This window comes from Pusillimonas sp. T2 (genome assembly GCF_002236805.1).
Taxonomy (GTDB): domain Bacteria; phylum Pseudomonadota; class Gammaproteobacteria; order Burkholderiales; family Burkholderiaceae_B; genus Neopusillimonas.
The window spans coordinates 577,542-596,971 of sequence record NZ_NIQA01000001.1 but is presented as its reverse complement, the minus strand read 5'-3'; the positions used below and the strand labels follow the sequence as shown (position 1 = coordinate 596,971).

At 57.4% G+C, this 19,430-nt stretch carries 18 protein-coding genes, 1 tRNA gene and 1 riboswitch; of the genes, 11 read left to right on the top strand and 8 right to left on the bottom strand.

Annotated elements, in window-relative coordinates; translation table 11 throughout:
- Positions 1 to 6: 6 nt before the first annotated feature.
- Positions 7 to 1,452 carry an efflux transporter outer membrane subunit gene (locus PuT2_RS02735; protein ID WP_093969479.1) on the top strand — a complete coding sequence of 482 codons (1,446 nt, stop codon included), beginning with the start codon at positions 7 to 9 and terminating at the stop codon, positions 1,450 to 1,452.
- Between the two features lie 58 nt (positions 1,453 to 1,510).
- Here PuT2_RS02735 and PuT2_RS02730 read toward each other — a convergent pair whose 3' ends face one another.
- Both PuT2_RS02730 and PuT2_RS02725 read right to left on the bottom strand, forming a co-directional pair.
- Positions 1,511 to 2,476 carry a Nudix family hydrolase gene (locus tag PuT2_RS02730; RefSeq protein ID WP_093969478.1) on the bottom strand — a complete coding sequence of 322 codons (966 nt, stop codon included), beginning with the start codon at positions 2,474 to 2,476 and terminating at the stop codon, positions 1,511 to 1,513.
- Positions 2,469 to 3,335 carry an ATP-binding protein gene (locus PuT2_RS02725; RefSeq protein WP_093969585.1) on the bottom strand — a complete coding sequence of 289 codons (867 nt, stop codon included), beginning with the start codon at positions 3,333 to 3,335 and terminating at the stop codon, positions 2,469 to 2,471. The genes PuT2_RS02730 and PuT2_RS02725 overlap by 8 nt, the downstream gene beginning before the upstream one ends.
- A 138-nt stretch (positions 3,336 to 3,473) precedes the next feature.
- Between PuT2_RS02725 and ispB the strand changes: the two genes are divergently transcribed.
- The 6 genes from ispB to catA all read left to right on the top strand — a co-directional run bounded on the left by ispB (position 3,474) and on the right by catA (position 8,094).
- On the top strand, positions 3,474 to 4,439 hold the full coding sequence (gene ispB, locus PuT2_RS02720) for an octaprenyl diphosphate synthase (RefSeq protein ID WP_093969477.1): 966 nt from the start codon (positions 3,474 to 3,476) through the stop codon (positions 4,437 to 4,439).
- An 18-nt stretch (positions 4,440 to 4,457) separates the two neighbouring features.
- Positions 4,458 to 4,534 (top strand) — tRNA-Pro (locus PuT2_RS02715).
- Between the two features lie 163 nt (positions 4,535 to 4,697).
- A complete protein-coding gene (locus tag PuT2_RS02710; RefSeq protein WP_093969476.1) occupies positions 4,698 to 5,588 on the top strand; it encodes a LysR family transcriptional regulator in 891 nt (296 codons plus the stop codon).
- Positions 5,589 to 5,721: 133 nt separating this feature from the next.
- Positions 5,722 to 6,843 carry a muconate/chloromuconate family cycloisomerase gene (locus PuT2_RS02705; protein WP_093969475.1) on the top strand — a complete coding sequence of 374 codons (1,122 nt, stop codon included), beginning with the start codon at positions 5,722 to 5,724 and terminating at the stop codon, positions 6,841 to 6,843.
- A 21-nt stretch (positions 6,844 to 6,864) separates the two neighbouring features.
- Complete coding sequence (gene catC, locus PuT2_RS02700; protein WP_093969474.1) at positions 6,865 to 7,155, top strand: muconolactone Delta-isomerase; 291 nt, start codon at positions 6,865 to 6,867, stop codon at positions 7,153 to 7,155.
- A gap of 27 nt (positions 7,156 to 7,182) precedes the next feature.
- Entirely contained in the window at positions 7,183 to 8,094 is a 912-nt protein-coding gene (catA, locus tag PuT2_RS02695) for a catechol 1,2-dioxygenase (RefSeq protein ID WP_093969473.1), read from the top strand.
- Between the two features lie 11 nt (positions 8,095 to 8,105).
- On the opposite strand, the gene PuT2_RS02690 is transcribed toward catA, so the two are convergent.
- A complete protein-coding gene (locus PuT2_RS02690) occupies positions 8,106 to 9,071 on the bottom strand; it encodes a cation diffusion facilitator family transporter (protein ID WP_093969472.1) in 966 nt (321 codons plus the stop codon).
- 199 nt (positions 9,072 to 9,270) lie between these two features.
- On the opposite strand from PuT2_RS02690, the gene PuT2_RS02685 reads away from it, so the two are divergent.
- On the top strand, positions 9,271 to 10,359 hold the full coding sequence (locus tag PuT2_RS02685; RefSeq protein WP_216820790.1) for a cupin domain-containing protein: 1,089 nt from the start codon (positions 9,271 to 9,273) through the stop codon (positions 10,357 to 10,359).
- Here the strand turns inward: PuT2_RS02685 and PuT2_RS02680 are convergent.
- The 3 genes from PuT2_RS02680 to PuT2_RS02670 form a co-directional block, all read right to left on the bottom strand.
- On the bottom strand, positions 10,319 to 12,142 hold the full coding sequence (locus tag PuT2_RS02680; protein ID WP_093969471.1) for a hypothetical protein: 1,824 nt from the start codon (positions 12,140 to 12,142) through the stop codon (positions 10,319 to 10,321). The genes PuT2_RS02685 and PuT2_RS02680 overlap by 41 nt on opposite strands.
- A gap of 14 nt (positions 12,143 to 12,156) precedes the next feature.
- Positions 12,157 to 12,603 (bottom strand): OsmC family protein, encoded by a 447-nt coding sequence (locus PuT2_RS02675; protein ID WP_093969470.1) that lies wholly within the window; start codon positions 12,601 to 12,603, stop codon positions 12,157 to 12,159.
- Positions 12,604 to 12,744: 141 nt separating this feature from the next.
- Entirely contained in the window at positions 12,745 to 13,782 is a 1,038-nt protein-coding gene (locus tag PuT2_RS02670) for a zinc-dependent alcohol dehydrogenase family protein (protein ID WP_093969583.1), read from the bottom strand.
- 221 nt (positions 13,783 to 14,003) lie between these two features.
- Here PuT2_RS02670 and ilvD point away from each other — a divergent pair, with 221 nt between their 5' ends.
- From ilvD to PuT2_RS02655, 3 genes are all read left to right on the top strand, one after another.
- Positions 14,004 to 15,869, top strand: a complete 1,866-nt coding sequence (gene ilvD, locus PuT2_RS02665; protein WP_093969469.1) for a dihydroxy-acid dehydratase — start codon at positions 14,004 to 14,006, stop codon at positions 15,867 to 15,869.
- Positions 15,870 to 16,253: 384 nt separating this feature from the next.
- Complete coding sequence (locus tag PuT2_RS02660) at positions 16,254 to 16,544, top strand: CopG family ribbon-helix-helix protein (RefSeq protein ID WP_093969582.1); 291 nt, start codon at positions 16,254 to 16,256, stop codon at positions 16,542 to 16,544.
- On the top strand, positions 16,532 to 16,822 hold the full coding sequence (locus PuT2_RS02655) for a type II toxin-antitoxin system RelE/ParE family toxin (protein WP_093969468.1): 291 nt from the start codon (positions 16,532 to 16,534) through the stop codon (positions 16,820 to 16,822). Before PuT2_RS02660 ends, PuT2_RS02655 begins: the two co-directional genes overlap by 13 nt.
- Before the next feature lie 58 nt (positions 16,823 to 16,880).
- Here the strand turns inward: PuT2_RS02655 and thiC are convergent, their stop codons facing one another.
- Positions 16,881 to 18,794 carry a phosphomethylpyrimidine synthase ThiC gene (gene thiC, locus PuT2_RS02650; protein ID WP_093969467.1) on the bottom strand — a complete coding sequence of 638 codons (1,914 nt, stop codon included), beginning with the start codon at positions 18,792 to 18,794 and terminating at the stop codon, positions 16,881 to 16,883.
- A gap of 44 nt (positions 18,795 to 18,838) precedes the next feature.
- Positions 18,839 to 18,934: riboswitch (TPP riboswitch) on the bottom strand.
- A 104-nt stretch (positions 18,935 to 19,038) separates the two neighbouring features.
- A complete protein-coding gene (locus PuT2_RS02645) occupies positions 19,039 to 19,419 on the bottom strand; it encodes a helix-turn-helix domain-containing protein (protein ID WP_158214000.1) in 381 nt (126 codons plus the stop codon).
- Positions 19,420 to 19,430: the final 11 nt, after the last annotated feature.

Here is a 19,430-nt window from a genome sequence, read left to right as displayed (position 1 = left end):
TGCCGTATGACAAGAGCGGAACGTTGTCTTCGAAGTTTGGGGTTGGCGCTGTCTGCGTTGACGTTGGCGGGTTGTGCTGTAGGTCCCGATTACCAACGGCCTGCTGTCGATGTTGGTGTCCAGTATCGTGCGGTCGAGGGCTGGACGCCCGTCCGGCCAGCCGACGAGGCGTTGCGGGCCGACTGGTGGCGGCTATTCAACGATCCGGTGCTCGATCAACTGATGCAGGACGTCTTGGTGTCTAACCAGACTATTGCGCAGGTTGAGGCTCAATATCGGCAGGCTCAGGCGTTGCTGCGTGCCAGCGGCGCCTTGTTCTTTCCGGTGCTGGGTGTCGACGCCGGCGTGACGCGGTCGCGTACCGGGCAGGCCGATGCCACACGACAATACAACCTGGGCGGAAGTGTGACCTGGGAGGCCGACTTGTGGGGGCGTATTCGCCGCACGGTCGAAGCAGATCGCGCGCAGGTTCAGGCGTCATCGGCCGAGCTGGCTGGGACACGTCTGAGCGTGCAGTCGACGCTGGCTCAAACGTACTTTCGGGTTCGCGCCTACGATGCCGAGCGCCGCTTGCTGGATCAGACCATTACCGCGTACGAGCGATCGTTGCAAATGACCCGCAATCGCTACGATGCAGGCGTTGCGTCCCAGCTCGATGTGTCGTCCGCGCAGGTGCAACTGGAAAACGCCCTGACGCAACGCTTGGCGCTTGATCGCCAGCGCGCTCAGTTAGAGCACGCCTTGGCGGTGCTGCTGGGCAAAGCGCCGTCTGCGTTTCAGTTGGCAGAGGCGCGAGTGCTGGTCGATGTGCCGAGCGTGCCTGCGGGCTTGCCTTCGCAATTGCTCGAGCGCCGTCCCGACGTGGCTGCGGCGGAGCGGCGTGTGGCTGCAGCCAACGCCGAGATCGGGGTCGCTCAGTCGGCCTGGTTCCCCGATTTGACCCTGTCTGCCCAAGGTGGTTTCAGAAGCGGGCAGTGGGCGCAGTGGCTGACGGCACCGTTCAGCTTCTGGTCGGTGGGGCCGGCCTTGGCCATGACGTTGTTCGACGGTGGCACGCGCAGTGCCCGGGTCGATCAGGCACGTGCCCAGTACGACGCGGACGTGGCTGCATATCGTCAAACCGTATTGACCGCCTTGCAGGAGGTTGAGGATTATCTGGTGGCCATTTCGGGATTAGGGCGCGAGCAGGTGTCGCAAGGCCGTGCGTTAGCCGCTGCGCGAGAGTCTTTGCGCCTGACGCGAAACCAGTATGAGGCGGGCCTGATCGATTATCTGAGCGTCGTGCAGGTGGAAACCTCGGCGCTTAGCGCCGAGCGTGAGGCAATTTCTTTGGGTGCTGATCGCCTGATTGCCAGTGTGCAACTGATGGCTGCATTGGGAGGGGGCTGGCAGGTCGATACGCCTCAAGACACGGCGATCGAAGTGATCACCCCCGAGACGGCGGCGCGGTAAAAGGGCAGCGTACAGGTCCGAGCCTGAAATCGGGGGCGAAGGCTTTATTGGCCTGGTGTTAAGTGGTCAGCAAACCCTGAATGGCCGCAATGCCGTGGGCGCCGTGCTGTTGAGCCGTGAGCAGCGTTTCCGGCGATTGCCCCCCAATGGCATAAACGGGTACGCCCGCCGTTTGCGCCATGGTTTCGAAGGTGTCCCAGCCCAACGCGGGTTGCTCGGGGTGCGACGCGGTGGGCAACACATGGCCCAATACGGCAAAGTCGGCGCCAATAGCTTGCGCTCGGGCAAGCTCTTCTGTGCTGTGCGCCGACACGCCAACCCATTTTTCGGCAGGTAATGTCCGGGTAAATGTTTTTGCGTCAGCGCTGCGCACCTGCACGCCGTCGGCGTCGGCCCACCAGTCGGCGGGGTGCGCGCTGTTAACCAGGCAGGGCACGTTGTAGCGGCGGCATACCTTCAGCACGGCGCGGAACGCGGCCTCCAGCGATGAGGCCAGGGCGGATTTTGCTGCCCACTCGGGTTCACGAAACTGCACCATACCCACGCCTGTCTTCAGGCTGCGCTCAAGCCTTTCTAGAAAGCCGTCGAGGTTCTCGGGGTTGCCGATGGACGTTAGCAGATACTGTTGCGGCAACCGCAGCCAGCGCAAGGGTGGTTCGGTGGCTGGCAATAGCGGCCCCACATCGATATGGCCTTGCGGGTCGACCCAGGCCAGTTGCTGGCCTTCGATGCCTTGGGGCGAGCCCTCCCAGCCAGTGACTTTGCAAAAGGCCAGTCGAACAATATTTTTAGGGTATTCGTGGATGTAGGTGACCCAGGGTGTGGCCTGCGTGACTTCAATATCCAGTTCTTCTTTCAGTTCGCGTGCTAGCGCCTGCAACACGGTCTCGCCGGGCTCGATCTTGCCGCCAGGCAGCTCCCACCACCCCGACCAAGGCTTGCCTTCGGGGCGTTGGCCCAGCAATAAAGCGCCATCGGGCTTCAGGATTAGCCCCGCGGCGACATCGACAAACGGCTTAGACATGTCGCGCCGCCCAGTCTTGCGCAAATTGGCGTGCCACGCGACCCGAGCGTGATCCGCGGCCCAGCGCCCATTGCAGCGCTTCGGTGCGTGAGGCTTCGATGTCGGCTTGTGGGCAACCCAGTTCTTTCAGCCAGTAGTAAACAATGTCCAGATAATCGTCTTGGCGGAATGGCCGGAACGAGACCCAGATGCCGAATCGCTCAGACAAAGAGATCTTTTCCTCGACGGTTTCGCCGGGGTGAACTTCGCCGTCGGGCTGATGCTTGGCCGTCAGGTTTTCGCTCATGTACTCGGGCATCAGGTGACGGCGATTGGACGTGGCGTAAATGAGGACGTTGTCTCCGGACGCGCTGATCGACCCGTCGAGTACCGATTTGAGTGCTTTGTAGCCACCCTCACCTTCTTCAAACGACAAGTCGTCGCAGAAGATAATGAATTTTTCGGGTCGTGCACTGACCAGATCGACGATGTCGCCCAAATCGCCCAAGTGCGCCTTGTCTACTTCAATGAGCCGCAGCCCTTGTTCGCTATAGGCGGCCAGCATGGCTTTGACCAAAGAGCTTTTGCCCGTGCCGCGCGCACCCGTCATCAGCACATTGTTTGCCGGCTTGCCCTGCAGGAAATGCTGGGTGTTGCGTTCGATAATGGCTTTTTGTTCTTCGATGTGTTGTAGGTCTTCGGGCTGGATGTGCGAGACATGCTTGATGGCTTCGAGCCAGCCTTGTGCGCCTTGGCGTCGCCAGCGGTAGGCGCGGGCGTCCCAGTTGATGGCGGGCGGGGCGGGGGGCAGCCAGGCTTCAAGCTGGGCCAGTACCCGCTCGGCCCGGGTGATCAGCGTGGTCAAATCTACAGCACTCACAGTTTTTCTCCGGAAATCGTTGGCGAACCATGGCGCATTATCGCCAATTTTTTGCGGGCTCATGCGGGTCGGTCCGTGCAGAACGTATAATCAGGGGCTGGCCTTTGCCCCCAAGATTCTGCTGAACACGAGTCCACCTTGAATATCGCTGAACTGTTTACGCCCATTGCCAACGACATGAAATCGGTCGACGCGGTCATCCGCGAGCGGCTTAATTCCGAGGTGGTGCTTATCCGCACGGTGGGCGATTACATCATCCAGGCCGGCGGCAAGCGTATGCGCCCCGCCATGTTGCTTATGGTTGCCCGGGCGCTGGGCTACAACGGCACCTTGCACCATTTGCTTGCTGCGGTGGTCGAGTTCATTCATACCTCTACGTTGTTGCACGACGATGTCGTCGATGAGTCAGACATGCGCCGCGGCCGCAGTACGGCCAATGCCGTGTTTGGCAATGCCGCCAGCGTGCTGGTGGGCGACTATCTTTATTCGCGCTCTTTCGAAATGATGGTCGAAGCCGACTCCATGCGCGTCATGCAGGTGTTTTCGCAGGCCACCACCATCATTGCCGAAGGCGAGGTGCTGCAATTACTCAACGTGCACGACCCCGACGTCTCCTTCGAGCGCTATTTGCAGGTGGTGCAGTACAAAACGGCCAAGCTGTTCGAAGCCTCCACCCAGGTGGGTGCGATCGTGGCTGGGGCCTCCGCCACCCAAGAGGCCGCCGCTGCCGCGTACGGTCGACATATCGGGACGGCGTTTCAGCTGATTGACGACGTGCTCGATTACGAGGGCGATGCTCAGGCCTTGGGTAAAAACGTGGGCGACGACTTGCGCGAGGGCAAGCCTACGCTGCCCCTGATCCGCGCCATGGAGGTCGGCACGGCGGCGCAGCGTGAATTGATCCGCGAAGCTATTCGGACCGGAGACGCCGATTTCGAAGCTGTAGCGCGCGCTATTCACGATACTGATGCGCTTGAGTACACGCGTCAGGTGGCCATTGCCGAAGCCGAAAAGGCCCGTGAGCAATTGCAGGCATTCCCGGCGTCCGAGGCCACAGAATCTTTGCTACAATTTTGCGGCTTTGCGGTTAATCGCGACCGCTAATCAATGCCGTGTCCAAGTCGGGGCGTAGCTCAGCCTGGTAGAGTACTACGTTCGGGACGTAGGAGTCGGAGGTTCGAATCCTCTCGCCCCGACCATTATTGGCACGCCCCAAAAGCCAGCACCTGAAGCGCACGACAAGATCGTGCGCTTTTGTTTTGTGCTTTACGCGCCCGGCCATCTATCTTATGTGGCCAGATCAACGCCATGTGCCCGCCGCTACAATCAAAGAAACAGATCAATAATCCGGTGGAGACAACCATGGAAATGCGGCAGATCCGGTATTTTCAGTGCGTGGCCCAAGAACTTAGCTTTACCAAGGCGTCGCAGCGGCTACACATTGCCCAGCCGCCGCTCAGCCGTCAGATCCGTCAGCTTGAAGAAGAGTTGGGCGTTCAGTTGTTCGAGCGCCTTGGGCGCTCTATACGTCTGACTGACGCCGGCAAGTTCTTCTTCGACAAAACCATGCAGTTGTCCGCGCGTCTTGATGACGTTGTGGTGGCCACGCGTCGCATCGCGGAATCGGGCAAAAAATGGTTTGGCATCGGGTTTGTGCCGTCGATTATGTATGGCTTCGGTCCAACCTTGTTTCGCAAAATGCGTGCTTCGGGCGTACAGGCCGAGATCGGTTTGAGTGAAATGACGACGGTTGAGCAGTTAAAGGCACTGCGTGCCGGGCAGATTGACATCGGCTTTGGCCGTATTGCCCTGGATGCCCCGGATATCGCCGGACTGACTTTGCTTCAAGAGCCTTTGGTGCTGGCCGTGCCTGCGCAACATGCGCTGGCCGGGCGCCGGGATGCGTCGCTGGACGATATTGCAGACTTGTCTTACGTGTTGTATCCGGCCAAGCCGCGCCCTAGTTATGCCGACCATGTCATTGGTTTGTTCGAGCAGCGCGACCACCGTGTGTCTGTCGCTTTTGAAGCCAATGAAATGCAAACGGCGATTGGCCTGGTCGCGGCGGGATTGGGGGTTACCTTGGTGCCCAGCACAGTGATGCGCATGCAACGAGATGATGTGGTATTCATCCCGCTGAACGAGCCTGAATTTACCTCACCGATAGTGATGAGCTGGCTGAAAGATAGTGCGTCTCCCATCTTGCGCGAGGTAGTTGCGTTGGCAAAACAAACCGCCAAAGAAGCGCCCTAATTGCAAAGAACAGGCGGTATGGTCTTTGTTTTGTAATACCTTTAGGGTATAGGTTGGGCCTAAAAAGATATTGGACGACGTTAATACCAGCACTCTAAACTGCGACACGCATTTAGAGTCAGACAGGTATTCAATGACGCCAATTATCATAGATATCAACTGCTTGATTGTTGATATCCCTACTATCCGCCCGCACAAAATGTCGGTTGCGACCATGGGTTCGCAGTCGATGGTTATCGTGCGGATAATGTCTTCAGATGATGTTGAAGGTATTGGTGAGGCCACAACCATTGCGGGCCTGAACTATGGGGGCGAAAGCCCCGAAAGCATTAAGACCAATATCGAAACCTATTTTCGACCGTTGCTTATTGGCCAGCCTGCCAATCAGATTGCGGCACTGCGGCGCTTGATTGCCAAGAACATCAAAGACAATCATTTTGCACGCTCGGCCATCGAGACGGCTTTGTACGATGCGCGTGCCAAGCGTCTGGGCGTGTCGGTTGCCGATTTGTTCGGCGGCCGTATTCACGATGCTATTTCTGTCGCCTGGACACTGGCCAGCGGTGAGACGGCGGTTGATGTGGCCGAAGCTCAAAAGATGCTTGACCTGCGACGCCACAATATTTTCAAGCTGAAAATCGGTCGCCGCGAACCCAAAGAAGACCTGAGTTATATCGAAAGCATCCGCAAGGCCGTAGGTGACGACATCAGTCTTCGTGTTGATCTGAATCAGGGTTGGAGTGAAACCCAGGCGGTGCGCTATTTGCAGCCGCTGGCAGATCTTGGTGTTGAACTCGTGGAGCAGCCGATTCACTTCAAGAATCTGGACGGTATGGCTCGCCTGACGGCTTTAGGTCGGGTGCCGATCATGGCCGACGAGTCGTTACGCGGGCCGCAGGACGGTTTTGTGCTGGCGGGCAAGCACTGCGCCAATGTGTTCGCCATAAAGATTGAGCAGGCTGGGGGGCTTCAGCCGGCGCGCGACCTGATGGCCATTGCCGAGGCCGCCGATATTTCGCTTTACGGCGGCACCATGCTCGAAGGCTCCGTGTCGACGATTGCCGCCGCTCATTTGTTCTCGACCATGCCTCGCCTTGAGTGGGGAACCGAAATGTTCGGCCCTTTGTTGTTGACCGATGACATTTTGACCGAACCGCTTGATTACAGCGATTTCACGCTTAAGTTGCCGGCAGGCCCGGGGCTGGGCGTGACGCTGGACGACGACAAGCTGGCGTTTTACGCCCGCAAGCCCTAACACTAAACAAGGTAAACAGACATGCTCTTTAAAGTAGATATGCAGGTCAATATCCCCCTGGATGCTGACCCCGCGCTCATCGAGGATATCAAGCGCGAAGAAAAGGCCTACTCGCAGGCTTTGCAGCAGGCTGGTAAGTGGCGTCATATCTGGCGTGTGGCCGGTCAGTACGCGAACGTCAGTATTTTTGATGTTGAAAACGCCCAGGAACTTCACGACGTTCTGTTGGGTTTGCCGCTATACAAGTTCATGGAAATCAAAGTCGAGGCGTTGTGCCGCCATCCGTCGTCCATACGCGACGATGACCGATAAATTCAAGAAGTCTATCTGGAGATAAAGATGAGTAAACAAGCTGTTGAAGCACTGATCAAACAAATTGAAGCCACTGAAGGGGCCGTGGCGGACGAGCGCGTTAAAGCCATTGTGAACCGTATTGTTCACGACCTGTTCAATACCATCGACGAGTTCGACGTGACGCCCAGCGAGTTTTGGACGGCGCTTAATTTTCTGGGGGCAGGGGCGCAAGAGTTTGGCCTGATCGCTGCCGGCCTGGGCTTTGAACGCTTGCTGGATATCCGGATGGACGAGGCAGAAGCCGCTGCAGGCTTGTCACCCAATGCTACCCCGCGCACGATCGAAGGCCCGTTGTACGTGGCCGGAGCGCCTGAGTCTAAAGGCTTTGCCCGCATGTGCGGCGACGACGAGGTGGGTGAGCCCCTGGTCATGCATGGACAGGTGTTCTCGGAAGACGGCGTGACACCGCTGGCCAACGCACTGGTCGAGGTATGGCACGCCAACCATTTGGGCAATTACTCTTATTTCGACCCATCGCAGCCCGCATTCAATTTGCGTCGCAGCATCCGTACTGATGAAAACGGCCGTTACTGTTTCCAGAGCGTGTTGCCCATTGGCTATAGCGTGCCGCCCAACGGGGCAACCGACAAAATTCTGAAGGCTGTCGGTCGTCACGGGAATCGTCCGGCACACATCCATTTCTTTGTGACGGCCGATGGCCACCGCAAGCTGACCACACAAATCAATATTGAAGGCGACCCCTACCTGTGGGACGACTTCGCCTTTGCTACCCGTGAAGGTCTGGTCCCGCCCGTTGTGATGGTCAATGACCCAGCCGAGGGCAGCAAATACGGTCTGGAAGGGGAGTTTGCGCGCATTGAGTTCAATTTTGCGTTGCATAAATCGGCAGACAGCCTGTTCAGCACCGAGGTGACGCGCGCTCGCGCCGCGGCCTGATTTACCGCCGCTTAGCTGTTGACGCCGGGATGGCGGGTATCTTGATGATGTCCGTCATCCCGGCAATTTTCATTGTCGAGTTCGATTTCGATGGTGGTGTGGGCCAACCGGAATTGCGCAAGTGCGGCGTGTAATTGCGTTTTGACGACCTGGTAGTCATCGATGGACAGGTCGTTGCCCACGACGACATGTGCCGTCAGTACGTGGTGTTCGCCATCTAGCGACCATAAATGCAGGTGATGCAAGCCCTGCGTTTGAGGCAGGGCAAGTAGGGCGGTTTGTATATCGTGCAGTAACTTCCGGTTGGGCGTCGCTTGAAAAAACAGCCGCCCGGTGGCCCATAGCATGCGCACTACGTTTATTAAAATGAACAGGGTAAACGCGATAGACAGTAGCGGGTCGAGTATGGGCCAGTCAAAGAAATACAGCACTACCGACACGATAAGTACGGCGACCCAGCCCAGCACGTCTTCCAGCAGGTGCCAGTTCATGACCTTTTCGTTTAATGATTCGCCGCCGTGCAGTTTGTAGGCGGCATAACCGTTGACCGAAATACCCAAAAGCGCCAACGCAAACATGCCTTCAGTTACTGGCATGATGGGGTTCTGGAGACGATGGATGGCTTCGGAAAGCACCCAGATTGATGCGATGATAAGAATGATGGCATTGAGCAGGGCGCTGAATAGCGACGCGCGCTTGAGCCCGTAGGTAAACGTGGGCGTGGCCTTGCTGCGTTTACCCAGTCGCTGCAGCAGCCAGGCACTGCCTAATGCCAGGCTGTCGCCTAGGTCGTGCACGGCGTCGGCCATGATGGCGGTACTTTGAGTTAACCAGCCGCCGATCAGCTCGATGATGGTGAAGCAAAAATTGAGCAAAAAAGCGATGCCCAGACGGTCGGGTGCGACGTCGTGATGGTGCCCGTGGCTGTTGCCATGGTGATGGGTGTGGTCGTTGTGGTGATGATGGTCGTGGTCCATGACTTATTCTAGGCAAGCCACCCCACGTTACGCTATTACATCTAACGCATGCCGTGCAGGCCACGGGTTGGGCGGCAACATTCAGCATATGAATGCACTGTATAAGCCCCATGATGCCCTGGCATAACCGTCCTGACGTTCGTGGCAGTTAAAATCAAAGGCTTGACCCTTTGCCCAATCGACCAGGAGGTAATGATCTATGAAACCCGATAACGCCGGCGGCCACAACGCCATGGCCCCAGAAGATACCCCGGAATTGCGTCAGTTGTATGCCGATTTCGAATCGTTGCATATCATGCCGCTCTGGACGCAAACGGGTTCCTTGATGCCGCAGCACCCCGCACCTCAGGCGGTGCCTCATGTGTGGAAATGGTCCAAGTTGTATCCAGCAGCCAAGCGCTCTGGCGACCTGGTACCGGTTGGGCGCGGCGGCGAGCGTCGTGCGTTGGGTTTGGCTAACCCTGGTTTGGGTGGGCGCGCATATGTCAGCCCCACGCTATGGGCTGCCATTCAATATTTGGGCCCTAAAGAAACGGCGCCCGAGCATCGTCACGCACAGAATGCGTTCCGTTTTGTGGTCGAAGGTGAGGGCGTCTGGACAGTCGTCAGCGGTGACCCTGTGCGTATGAGCCGGGGCGACTTTCTGCTGACGCCGGGCTGGAATTTCCATGGTCACCAGAACGTTACCGACAAACCGATGGCCTGGATCGACGGCCTCGACATCCCGTTCTCGTACCAGAATGACGTCGGCTTTTTTGAATTCGGCCCAGAGAAACTGTCGGACGAAACCACGCCCGAGTTTTCGCGTGGCGAACGGTTGTGGTGTCACCCAGGTTTGCGTCCCTTGTCGGGCTTGCAGGCCACCATCAGCTCGCCTATCGGGGCCTATCGTTGGGAGCATACCGATCGTGCTCTGGCGGAGCAGCTTCGCCTTGAAGACGAGGGGTATCCTGGCGTGTTTGAACCGGGTCACGCCGCCGTACGTTACGTTAATCCCACCACCGGGGGCGACGTTATGCCAACCATTCGCGCCCAGTTTCACCGCCTGCGTGCGGGTGCGCAAAGCGCGCCACGCCGCGAAGTCGGCTCCAGCGTATTTCAGGTTTTCGAAGGGCGCGGCGCAGTCGTGCTTAACGGCGAAACACACAAACTGGATGTCGGCGATTTGTTCGTGGTGCCGTCTTGGGTGCAGTGGTCGTTGCAGGCCGAAACGCAGTTCGATTTATTCCACTTCTCCGACGCACCCATTATGGAGCGCTTGAACTTTGATCGCGTGCAGGTGGGCTAAATAAAGACAGCAATTGTCTGACCTCGTCGTCTGATGCCAGGGCGCCCGTTTGGGCGCTTTGGCATTTCTGGGCGTCGACGACAGTAAACGTGGCGCAGCGATTGAAGGGCAGGCCGGTCGTCAGGAACTCGGTGTTCTGGATGACGACGACCAAATGACCGGCCTGAGGGTTGCCCAGTTGAATCAGACATCTGTCGAACAGGTTCTGATGCGGTGTTGGTAGCAGTTTCTGATGGCTTGACCACGTCTGGTCTGGCGTGCACAAAAACGCATTGACCCCGCTTTGGCAAAGCGTTGCGTGCCGTTCTTGTGCGGCCTGCAGGGCTTCTGGGCCACCTAAATACACGTCAATGGGGATATGTGCGCCGTTGGGTAGCAAATGAGCGATAAGGGCCGGTAGGGTGCGCAACGACGCCGGTCCGCCGCCCAAGAGGGGGGCTACGTTGACCTCGTTGATGATGGCGCCGTTTTCGTACCAAGGGCGTGTGATGTCGGTGCTCATGATGTCCACCCCTGCCGCGCTCAGCCCGAACACTTGGGCGGCACGGATGGCCAAGGCAATGTTTTCGGGATGAATGTGGTCCGTCAGCTCGAGGTCGATACCGCCCCAGGCAGTAGATTCAATATCGCGTAGCGGCGCCCATTGCCCGGCCGGCAATACATCGTTTAAAGATAAACCGTACAGTTGTAAGCAGGCTTGTGTTTGCGTGTCGTCGGGTAAAGGGGGCTTGCGTTGCCATACAGGCAGGCCCTGGCGCCTTTCGTTTGCCCTGCGTATCAAGTCTGCAATTGTGTTGACGCCATCGCCCTCGACAGCAATGGGTAAACGCTTGACGGCATAAACCATTTTGTCTTTGACGACCAGGACGCGATGGCACACGCCGGGCGCCCAGGCTTCGACCAGAACCTGGGGCGAATACTGTTGTGCCGCCAGAAAGGCATGGCGTAGGGCTTCTTCGCCCTGAGGCAGCACGGTAATGCCCTCGCCCCGATCGCGATCAACCGGCTTGATGACAACTTTGTTGCCCAACTGTCGGGCCAGTTCAAACGCCTGGGCTTCGGTGTTTGCGACACCGTGTTGGGCGGCGGGTAGGCCGGCCTGGTTTAGCCATTGCGCCGCCCAGTATTTGTGTTGGGCTGTTTCGCAGCCCAAGGCCGTATCGCCCCATAGCTGGCTGCTGCGAACGCGCGTCTGACGTTCGCCCCAACCTATCTGAAAAATACCATTGCCAGTGTGTCGCCATGGCATCCCTGCTGCCTGAGCCGTGCGCAGCAAATGATACGTGGACTGGCTGAGCGGGACTGCGGATCTGGCCGGCAGGCGGATTTCAGTGTCGACTTCGTTAGAGAGCTGTTCAATGTTGCCGGGGATGTGGGCCGGGTTCGCCAAGTTCAGTACCAGCGTCGTCACACGTGAGTACAGTTGATGAAGTATGGGGGGCGCAAAGTAGTCGATGGCCGGTACCGCCAGTGTCATGACCCAGCCCCCAGGCTGGTCGGGCATAGGGTCGCACGTCAAGACTTTGCCGGCATCAAACGCAGGCAAGTGTACCGAGCGTTGAAGCTCGGCGGCGACTTGTAAAATGCGGGCCGACAGCGCCATTGCCAAGGTCTTGTCTGGTGCCCAATCGGGGCGCAGGGGCAAGGGCCCCGGCCCGAAAGCCAGTAAGGCCGCCAGCCGGGCATCAAGTGTCTCGAGTGACAGCGTCGGCGATAACGCCTTGAACTGCAGCGTCAGTGACTGGTCGTGTTGAGCCAACCCAAAGCGATAACCCGCACGCACACGCGACCCCGCTTCTACTTGAGTCGAGTGTTTTCGCTATCGAATACTTCGATGCTGATGGGGATACCCTGGCCCACGCTTTGCGTAACGGTGCAGAAGGCTTCGAACGACGATAGAACGCGGTCCATGTGTTGCAGTGATGTGGCCGGGACACCGAGCGTAAGCGTGGCCTGCATATGCGTGATGCGCAAGCGCCCCTGTTCGTTGCGGCCGATTTCGGCCGTGACTTTGCACTGGATGGGCTGGGGATCTTGCTTGTACTTTTTAATCGCAAAAAACAGGGAGTCGGACAAACAGTTGCCGACGGCAGCCGCCAGAAATTGCGCGGGAGAGGGACCTTTGCCTTCGCCGATGGGTGCCGGTTCGTCGCCCAGTACGGTGGGGATGCCCTCGCCAAAAGAAATTTCGAATTGGAAGTCTTTTTGCTGACGTAGATGAACGGAGATGGCGTTTTCGGACATGGCGGTCTCGATAAAATAAAAAGTCAGGTAATCATACCTGCTAGCTCTCGAGTCTGAATACAAAATGGCGCTCTATTTGAGCGCCATTCAAGATCCATGTCTACTGCCCTGCGTCGCTATTATTGCGCCGAGTAGCCGGGTTTAATCGCTGCTGATAATGACTTTCATCGCTTTTTCTTTGGCAGCGTTTCCGAAGACCTCGTAGGCCTGAGGGAAATCGTTGAATTTAAAGCGATGCGTAATCAACCCCTCGGGTTGCAGGCGACCCGATGTTACGTTTTTGAGCAGCATGGGGGTGGTGTTGGTATTGACCAGGCCAGTGGTGATGGTGACGTTCTGGATCCAGAGCTTCTGGATTTGCAGGTCGACGCTGGTGCCGTGTACGCCGACGTTGGCCAAATGCCCCCCGGGGCGGATGATGTTCTGGCAGACGTCGAAGGTTTGTGGGATACCCACGGCTTCTATGGCCACGTCAACGCCGTCTTTGGTCGTCGCCTTGATATGCGCGGCAACATCGGCTTTGGTGCTGTTGATGACTTCGGTGGCACCGAACTTCATGGCCATTTCAAGGCGTGCGTCGTCAACGTCGATCATAATCAGGCGTGCGGGCGAATAGAACTGCGCCGTCAGCAAAGACGCCATGCCTACCGGGCCGGCTCCCACAATGGCCACGGTGTCACCTGGCTTGACAGCACCATACAGCACGCCGATTTCAAAGCCGGTGGGCAAAATGTCGCTTAACATGACCAAGGCTTCTTCGTCGGACCCGGCCGGAATCGGATACAGGCTGTTGTCGGCATGGGGAATGCGTACATATTCGGCTTGCGTGCCATTAATTAAATGGCCCAGAATCCAGCCGCCGTCTTCGCAATGTGAATACATTTGCTTTTTGCAGTATTCGCATTTGCCGCAAGAGGTTATGCACGAAATCAGTACCCGGTCGCCGGGTTTGAAGTTGCTGACGGCGTCGCCGACAGCCTCGACAACACCCACCCCTTCGTGCCCCAGAATGCGGCCATCTGTTACCGCAGGCACGTCGCCTTTCAGAATATGCAGGTCGGTGCCGCAAATAGTGGTTTTGGTTACGCGGATGACGGCGTCAGTGGGGTGCAGGACTTTTGGGGTGTCGACTGACTCCCAGGCCTTTTGGCCGGGGCCGTGGTACACCATGGCATTCATCTTTTGGGGTAACGACATTGCGGGCTCCTTGGGTAATGCCAGCGGCAGTGTGTTTGGGCCGCCGGCGGTATGGCTTATGGCCAGTGCTGTTGCAGGTCACGCCTTGAACATATGTTCATCGTTGCATATCAGGGGCTTGCAGAGTTTGATTTTGATCAACGCTAGCCCTTCATACTTGGTATCATTGAAGAATTCAAGCGCAACATTTGCAGAGAATTTCCATGCCCCAATATCGTTCCCGTACCTCGACTCACGGCCGCAACATGGCCGGTGCCCGCGCGCTTTGGCGTGCCACCGGCATGAAAGACGGCGACTTCGAAAAACCCATTATTGCCGTCGTCAATTCGTTCACCCAGTTTGTGCCGGGTCACGTGCATCTTAAAGACATGGGGCAACTGGTTGCCCGCCAAATCGAGGCAGCCGGCGGCGTGGCCAAAGAGTTCAACACTATTGCGGTCGACGACGGCATCGCCATGGGCCACGGCGGCATGCTGTATTCGCTGCCCTCGCGCGAACTTATCGCCGACTCAGTCGAGTACATGGTCAATGCCCATTGTGCCGACGCTATGGTGTGCATTTCCAATTGCGACAAAATCACCCCCGGTATGCTCATGGCCGCGATGCGCCTGAATATTCCAGTGGTTTTTGTGTCGGGCGGCCCCATGGAAGCGGGTAAGGTGATCGACCCCACCAGCAAAAAAATCATCATGAAGCTTGACCTGGTAGACGCCATGGTCAAAGCGGCCGACGACAAAGTGTCCGACGCCGAAGTCGCCGAAATCGAACGTAGCGCGTGCCCTACTTGTGGTTCGTGTTCGGGCATGTTCACGGCCAACTCCATGAACTGTCTGACCGAAGCCCTGGGTCTGTCGTTGCCCGGTAACGGCACCATTGTGGCTACCCATGCGCGCCGTAAAACGCTGTTCGAAAACGCCGGCAAGCTGGTGGTCGACCTGTGCAAGCGTTACTACGAACAAGACGATGTCTCGGTATTGCCGCGCAGTATTGCCACCTTCGAAGCCTTCGAAAACGCTATGACGCTCGACGTGTCTATGGGCGGGTCGACCAATACGGTGTTGCACCTGTTGGCCGCTGCCCAAGAGGCCGGTGTCAATTTCACGATGTCCGACATCGACCATATCTCGCGTCGTGTCCCTTGTTTGTCTAAAGTGGCGCCGGCAACCGACAAATACCACATCGAAGACGTGCATCGCGCCGGCGGCATTATCGGTATTTTGGCCGAACTGGCCCGCGCCGGTCTGCTGAATCTTGACGTAGGTAACGTACATAGCGGCACGCTGGGCAATGCCATCAAACAATGGGACGTCAAGTCGCCCGACGTGAATCCCGAAGTGCTCGAGTTCTTCCGCGCATCGCCAGGCGGTATTCCTACCCAGGTCGCGTTCAGCCAAGACCGCTACTATGACGCACTCGACCTCGATCGCGAGAGCGGCTGTATTCGTGACAAGGCACACGCCTATTCGCAAGATGGCGGCTTGGCGGTGTTGTATGGCAACCTGGCGCCTAACGGTTGTATTGTCAAGACTGCTGGCGTTGATGACAGCATCCTCAAGTTCACGGGCAAGGCCCGCGTCTACGAAAGCCAGGAAGACGCCGTTGCAGGCATTCTTGAAGACCAAGTCAAGGCAGGCGACGTTGTCATTATTCGCTACGAGGGCCCCAAAGGCGGCCCCGGCATGCAAGAAATGCTGTATCCCACGTCTTACCTCAAATCCAAGGGTTTGGGCGCGTCGTCGGCATTGCTTACCGATGGCCGTTTTTCCGGCGGGTCGTCGGGGCTGGTTATCGGTCATGCATCACCCGAAGCGGCCGAAGGCGGCAATATCGGTTTGGTCAACGATGGCGATACCATCGAAATCGACATCCCGAATCGCACCATCAATCTGGCGATTTCCGATGCCGAGCTCGAACAGCGCCGCGCGGCTATGGAAGCGCGTGGAGATAAAGCCTGGAAGCCGGTAAGCCGCGAGCGTGTGGTGTCTCAGGCGTTGCTTGCCTACGCTGCAATGGCCACCTCGGCTGACCGCGGTGCGGTACGCGACATCAGCCAGCTGACGCGCAAGTAAAGCGGTAAGTTGTGTTGAAAGAAACGGGGCTTTGGCCCCGTTTTTTATTCTGTCTACCCCACGCCCGTAGGGGTGCTTCTATCGATCTCACCGACGAAGTGCGCCGCGTTATGTATTCTTTACGCCCGTAGAGGCCAATCCAGCCAACGTTTCAGCGTTGCCTTGCTAATTCGCCAGCGCTCGCCCAGTTCGGTTTGTGTCATTCATCGTTCGGTCATCATGAGCGTCCTTTCGCAGGCGTTGCCGGTACGGCCAGGGATGCGCTGTTTGCGAAAGAAGCCAAATCAGTTGCCAGCTGGACAGATGCAGGGGATTTCCGACAGATGGCAAACAATAGGTAGGTATGGTAAGGTAATACCTATAAATACCCCTGCGGAGAACGCCATGGCTGATACCACCATGCGTCCGGTGGCGATCAAGATCGACGAAGACACCAAAGCTCGCATAAAGCGCTTGGCCGATGCGCGTCAACGCACCCCTCATTGGTTGATGCGCGAGGCGATTAAACAGTATGTAGACCGAGAAGAGAAGCGGGAAGTATTCAGGCAAGATGCACTGAATGCGTGGGAAGCTTTCCGCTCAAACGGTTTGCACGTCACCGCCGATGAGGCTGATGGGTGGATGGCCCAGCTCGAACAAGGTCAAGACACTGAGCCTCCCGAATGTCACGTCTGATTTGGTCGCCTTCTGCGCTGCAGGATGTTCAGCGCCTTTATCGCTTTCTCGCATCACGCAATCCGGACGCCGCAAAACGTGCTGTTACGGCGATACGTCAAGGCGTCAAAGTACTGGAACAGCAACCGGGGGTGGGGCGACCGGTCGATGGCATGGCTGACGAGTTCCGAGACTGGATCATTGACTTTGGTGACAGCGGTTATGTGGCCCGCTACCGCGTAGGCCTGCAGTTCGTCACGATCCTGGCAGTGCGCCATCAGAAAGAAATCGGGTTCTGAGATGTATTGGGGTTGTACTGCTCAACGCCGGCAGCGTTTTGCGCTGCCGGCCTGTGCGTCATTTGACGCTGGTATACAACCGCTGACCTTGTTTCACAAACTCTACGGCCTTTTCCTGCATTCCTAGCTGCAAGGCTTTTTCTGCTTCGATACCGCGCCCGGCGGCGTATTCCCGTACATCTTGTGTAATTTTCATGCTGCAAAAATGCGGGCCGCACATCGAGCAGAAGTGCGCGGTTTTCATGGCAGCTTTGGGTAACGTCTGGTCGTGAAAATCGCGTGCAGTGTCGGGGTCAAGGCCCAGGTTGAACTGATCTTCCCAGCGGAACTCGAAGCGCGCCTTGGACAGGGCGTTGTCGCGAATGGCCGCGCCCGGATGCCCTTTAGCCAAGTCGGCAGCGTGTGCCGCAATTTTGTAGGTAATGATGCCGTCCTTGACATCTTTCTTGTTGGGCAATCCAAGGTGTTCTTTGGGTGTGACGTAGCACAGCATGGCGGTACCGTACCAGCCGATCAGTGCGGCGCCAATGCCTGATGTGATGTGGTCATAACCTGGCGCAATGTCGGTCGTCAGGGGGCCAAGCGTATAAAAGGGCGCTTCATGGCAGTGCTTGAGCTGCTCGTCCATGTTTCGTTTGATCAGGTGCATGGGCACATGGCCCGGACCTTCGATCATGACCTGTACGTCGTGCTTCCAGGCAATTTTCGTCAGTTCGCCCAATGTACGTAGTTCGGCAAACTGCGCTTCATCATTGGCGTCGTGAATGGACCCCGGCCGCAAACCGTCCCCCAGCGAGAAGCTGACGTCGTACGCTTTCATGATGTCGCATATCTCTTCGAAGTGCTCGTATAAAAAGCTTTCGCGGTGATGCGCCAGGCACCATTTGGCCATGATCGACCCACCCCGCGAGACAATGCCGGTCAGGCGTTCTGCTGTGAGTGGTATGAAGGGCAGCCGCACGCCGGCATGAATTGTGAAGTAGTCCACCCCTTGCTCGGCTTGCTCGATTAAGGTGTCGCGGAAAATTTCCCACGTCAGTTCCTCGGCCTTTCCGTCTACCTTTTCCAAGGCTTGGTAAAGCGGTACGGTCCCTATCGGTACCGGTGAGTTCCGGATGATCCATTCGCGGGTTTCATGGATATTTTTGCCGGTCGACAAGTCCATGACCGTATCGCCGCCCCAGCGAATGGCCCACGTCATTTTCTCGACTTCCTGTGCAATATCTGATTGCAGTGCCGAATTCCCGATGTTGGCGTTAATTTTCACCAGAAAGTTACGGCCAATGATCATCGGCTCAAGTTCGGGGTGGTTGATGTTGGCCGGAATGATCGCTCGTCCGCGCGCAATCTCGTCGCGTACGAATTCGGGCGTGATGATGGTCGGAATATTGGCACCCAAAGGTGCGCCGGGGTGCTCTCGTGTCAGTTGCCGGTACATGCGTTCGCCCTTGGGGCCGAGTGCCTTCAGGCTGTCCAGGTAGGCATCCCGGCGCAAGTTTTCGCGAATCGCTACGTATTCCATTTCCGGTGTGACAATGCCCTGACGTGCGTAGTGCATTTGCGTCACATTACGTCCGGGTATTGCGCGGCGTGGCAAACGCTTCAAATCAAAGCGTAGCGCTTCTGTCGTTGGGTCTTGGCGGCGGGCCTGACCAAATGCGCTGCTTGGTCCAGGCAAACGCTCAGTGTCATTGCGCTCTTCGATCCATGGCGTTCTGACCTCGGCCAGGCCTCTGCGAATATCAATGATGACGTCCGGATCGGTATAAGGGCCGCTGGTGTCGTACACCGTAATGGGTGGGTTGGCTTCCTCTCCGCCTACGTCGGGCGTGGCGTGTTGAGAAATTTCGCGAAACGGCACGCGGATATCCGGACGGGAACCCGTTTGGTAGATTTTGCGGGCGTTGGGGAAGGCTTGAACAGCGGCCGGGTCGGCGATTGCCGAGGCGGAAAGGGGGGGGAGGGTGGTCATGGTTGCTCCAAAATGACGCTATGGAGCCGAATAGGGAGGCAACGGTACTGAAGGATTTTGCTCCCAGCATCGGCATTATCCGTACTGGTACAAAGGGTTTGTCTCAACCTGCCCGAAGGCAAGTACCCCTGCATGAGCGCGCAGTATAGGAGATTGGTGCAAATTGCGCCAGCCCGCCCGAAGCGTTATGTAGCGTCATCGGAAGACGCGATTGGCTAAAGCCCTTAGCTAGAGATGTGCTGCGTTAACCGGTTCTGACGTTTTGTGTCCAGGTCAGGATGACGTCTTCGATCATGCGTCGTTGCTCTGCCGACAAGGACTGGACGTCGGCTACGCTGATGCGTTCAAAGGGCCAGACTTGAGCTGCGTGGTTCGCCAGACTGTTGTCTTGCAGCGTTAACGCAGAACTGGCCGGGATCTCCATGGCGCCGATGCCTTCTGCCAGCCATGACGGGCTTATCTTCAGTGCGGCGGCCAATTTCAACAACTGTCGTGGGCTGGCGCGCAACCGAGTTTCGTAATTGGAAATTGCGCCCTGAGAGATTTTCGCTGCCTGCGCCAGTTCTTTCTGGGTCAGGTTGCGCAAATTTCGAGCGTGTTTGAGGCGTTCGGCTAAGGTGTTCACAAACGTGATTG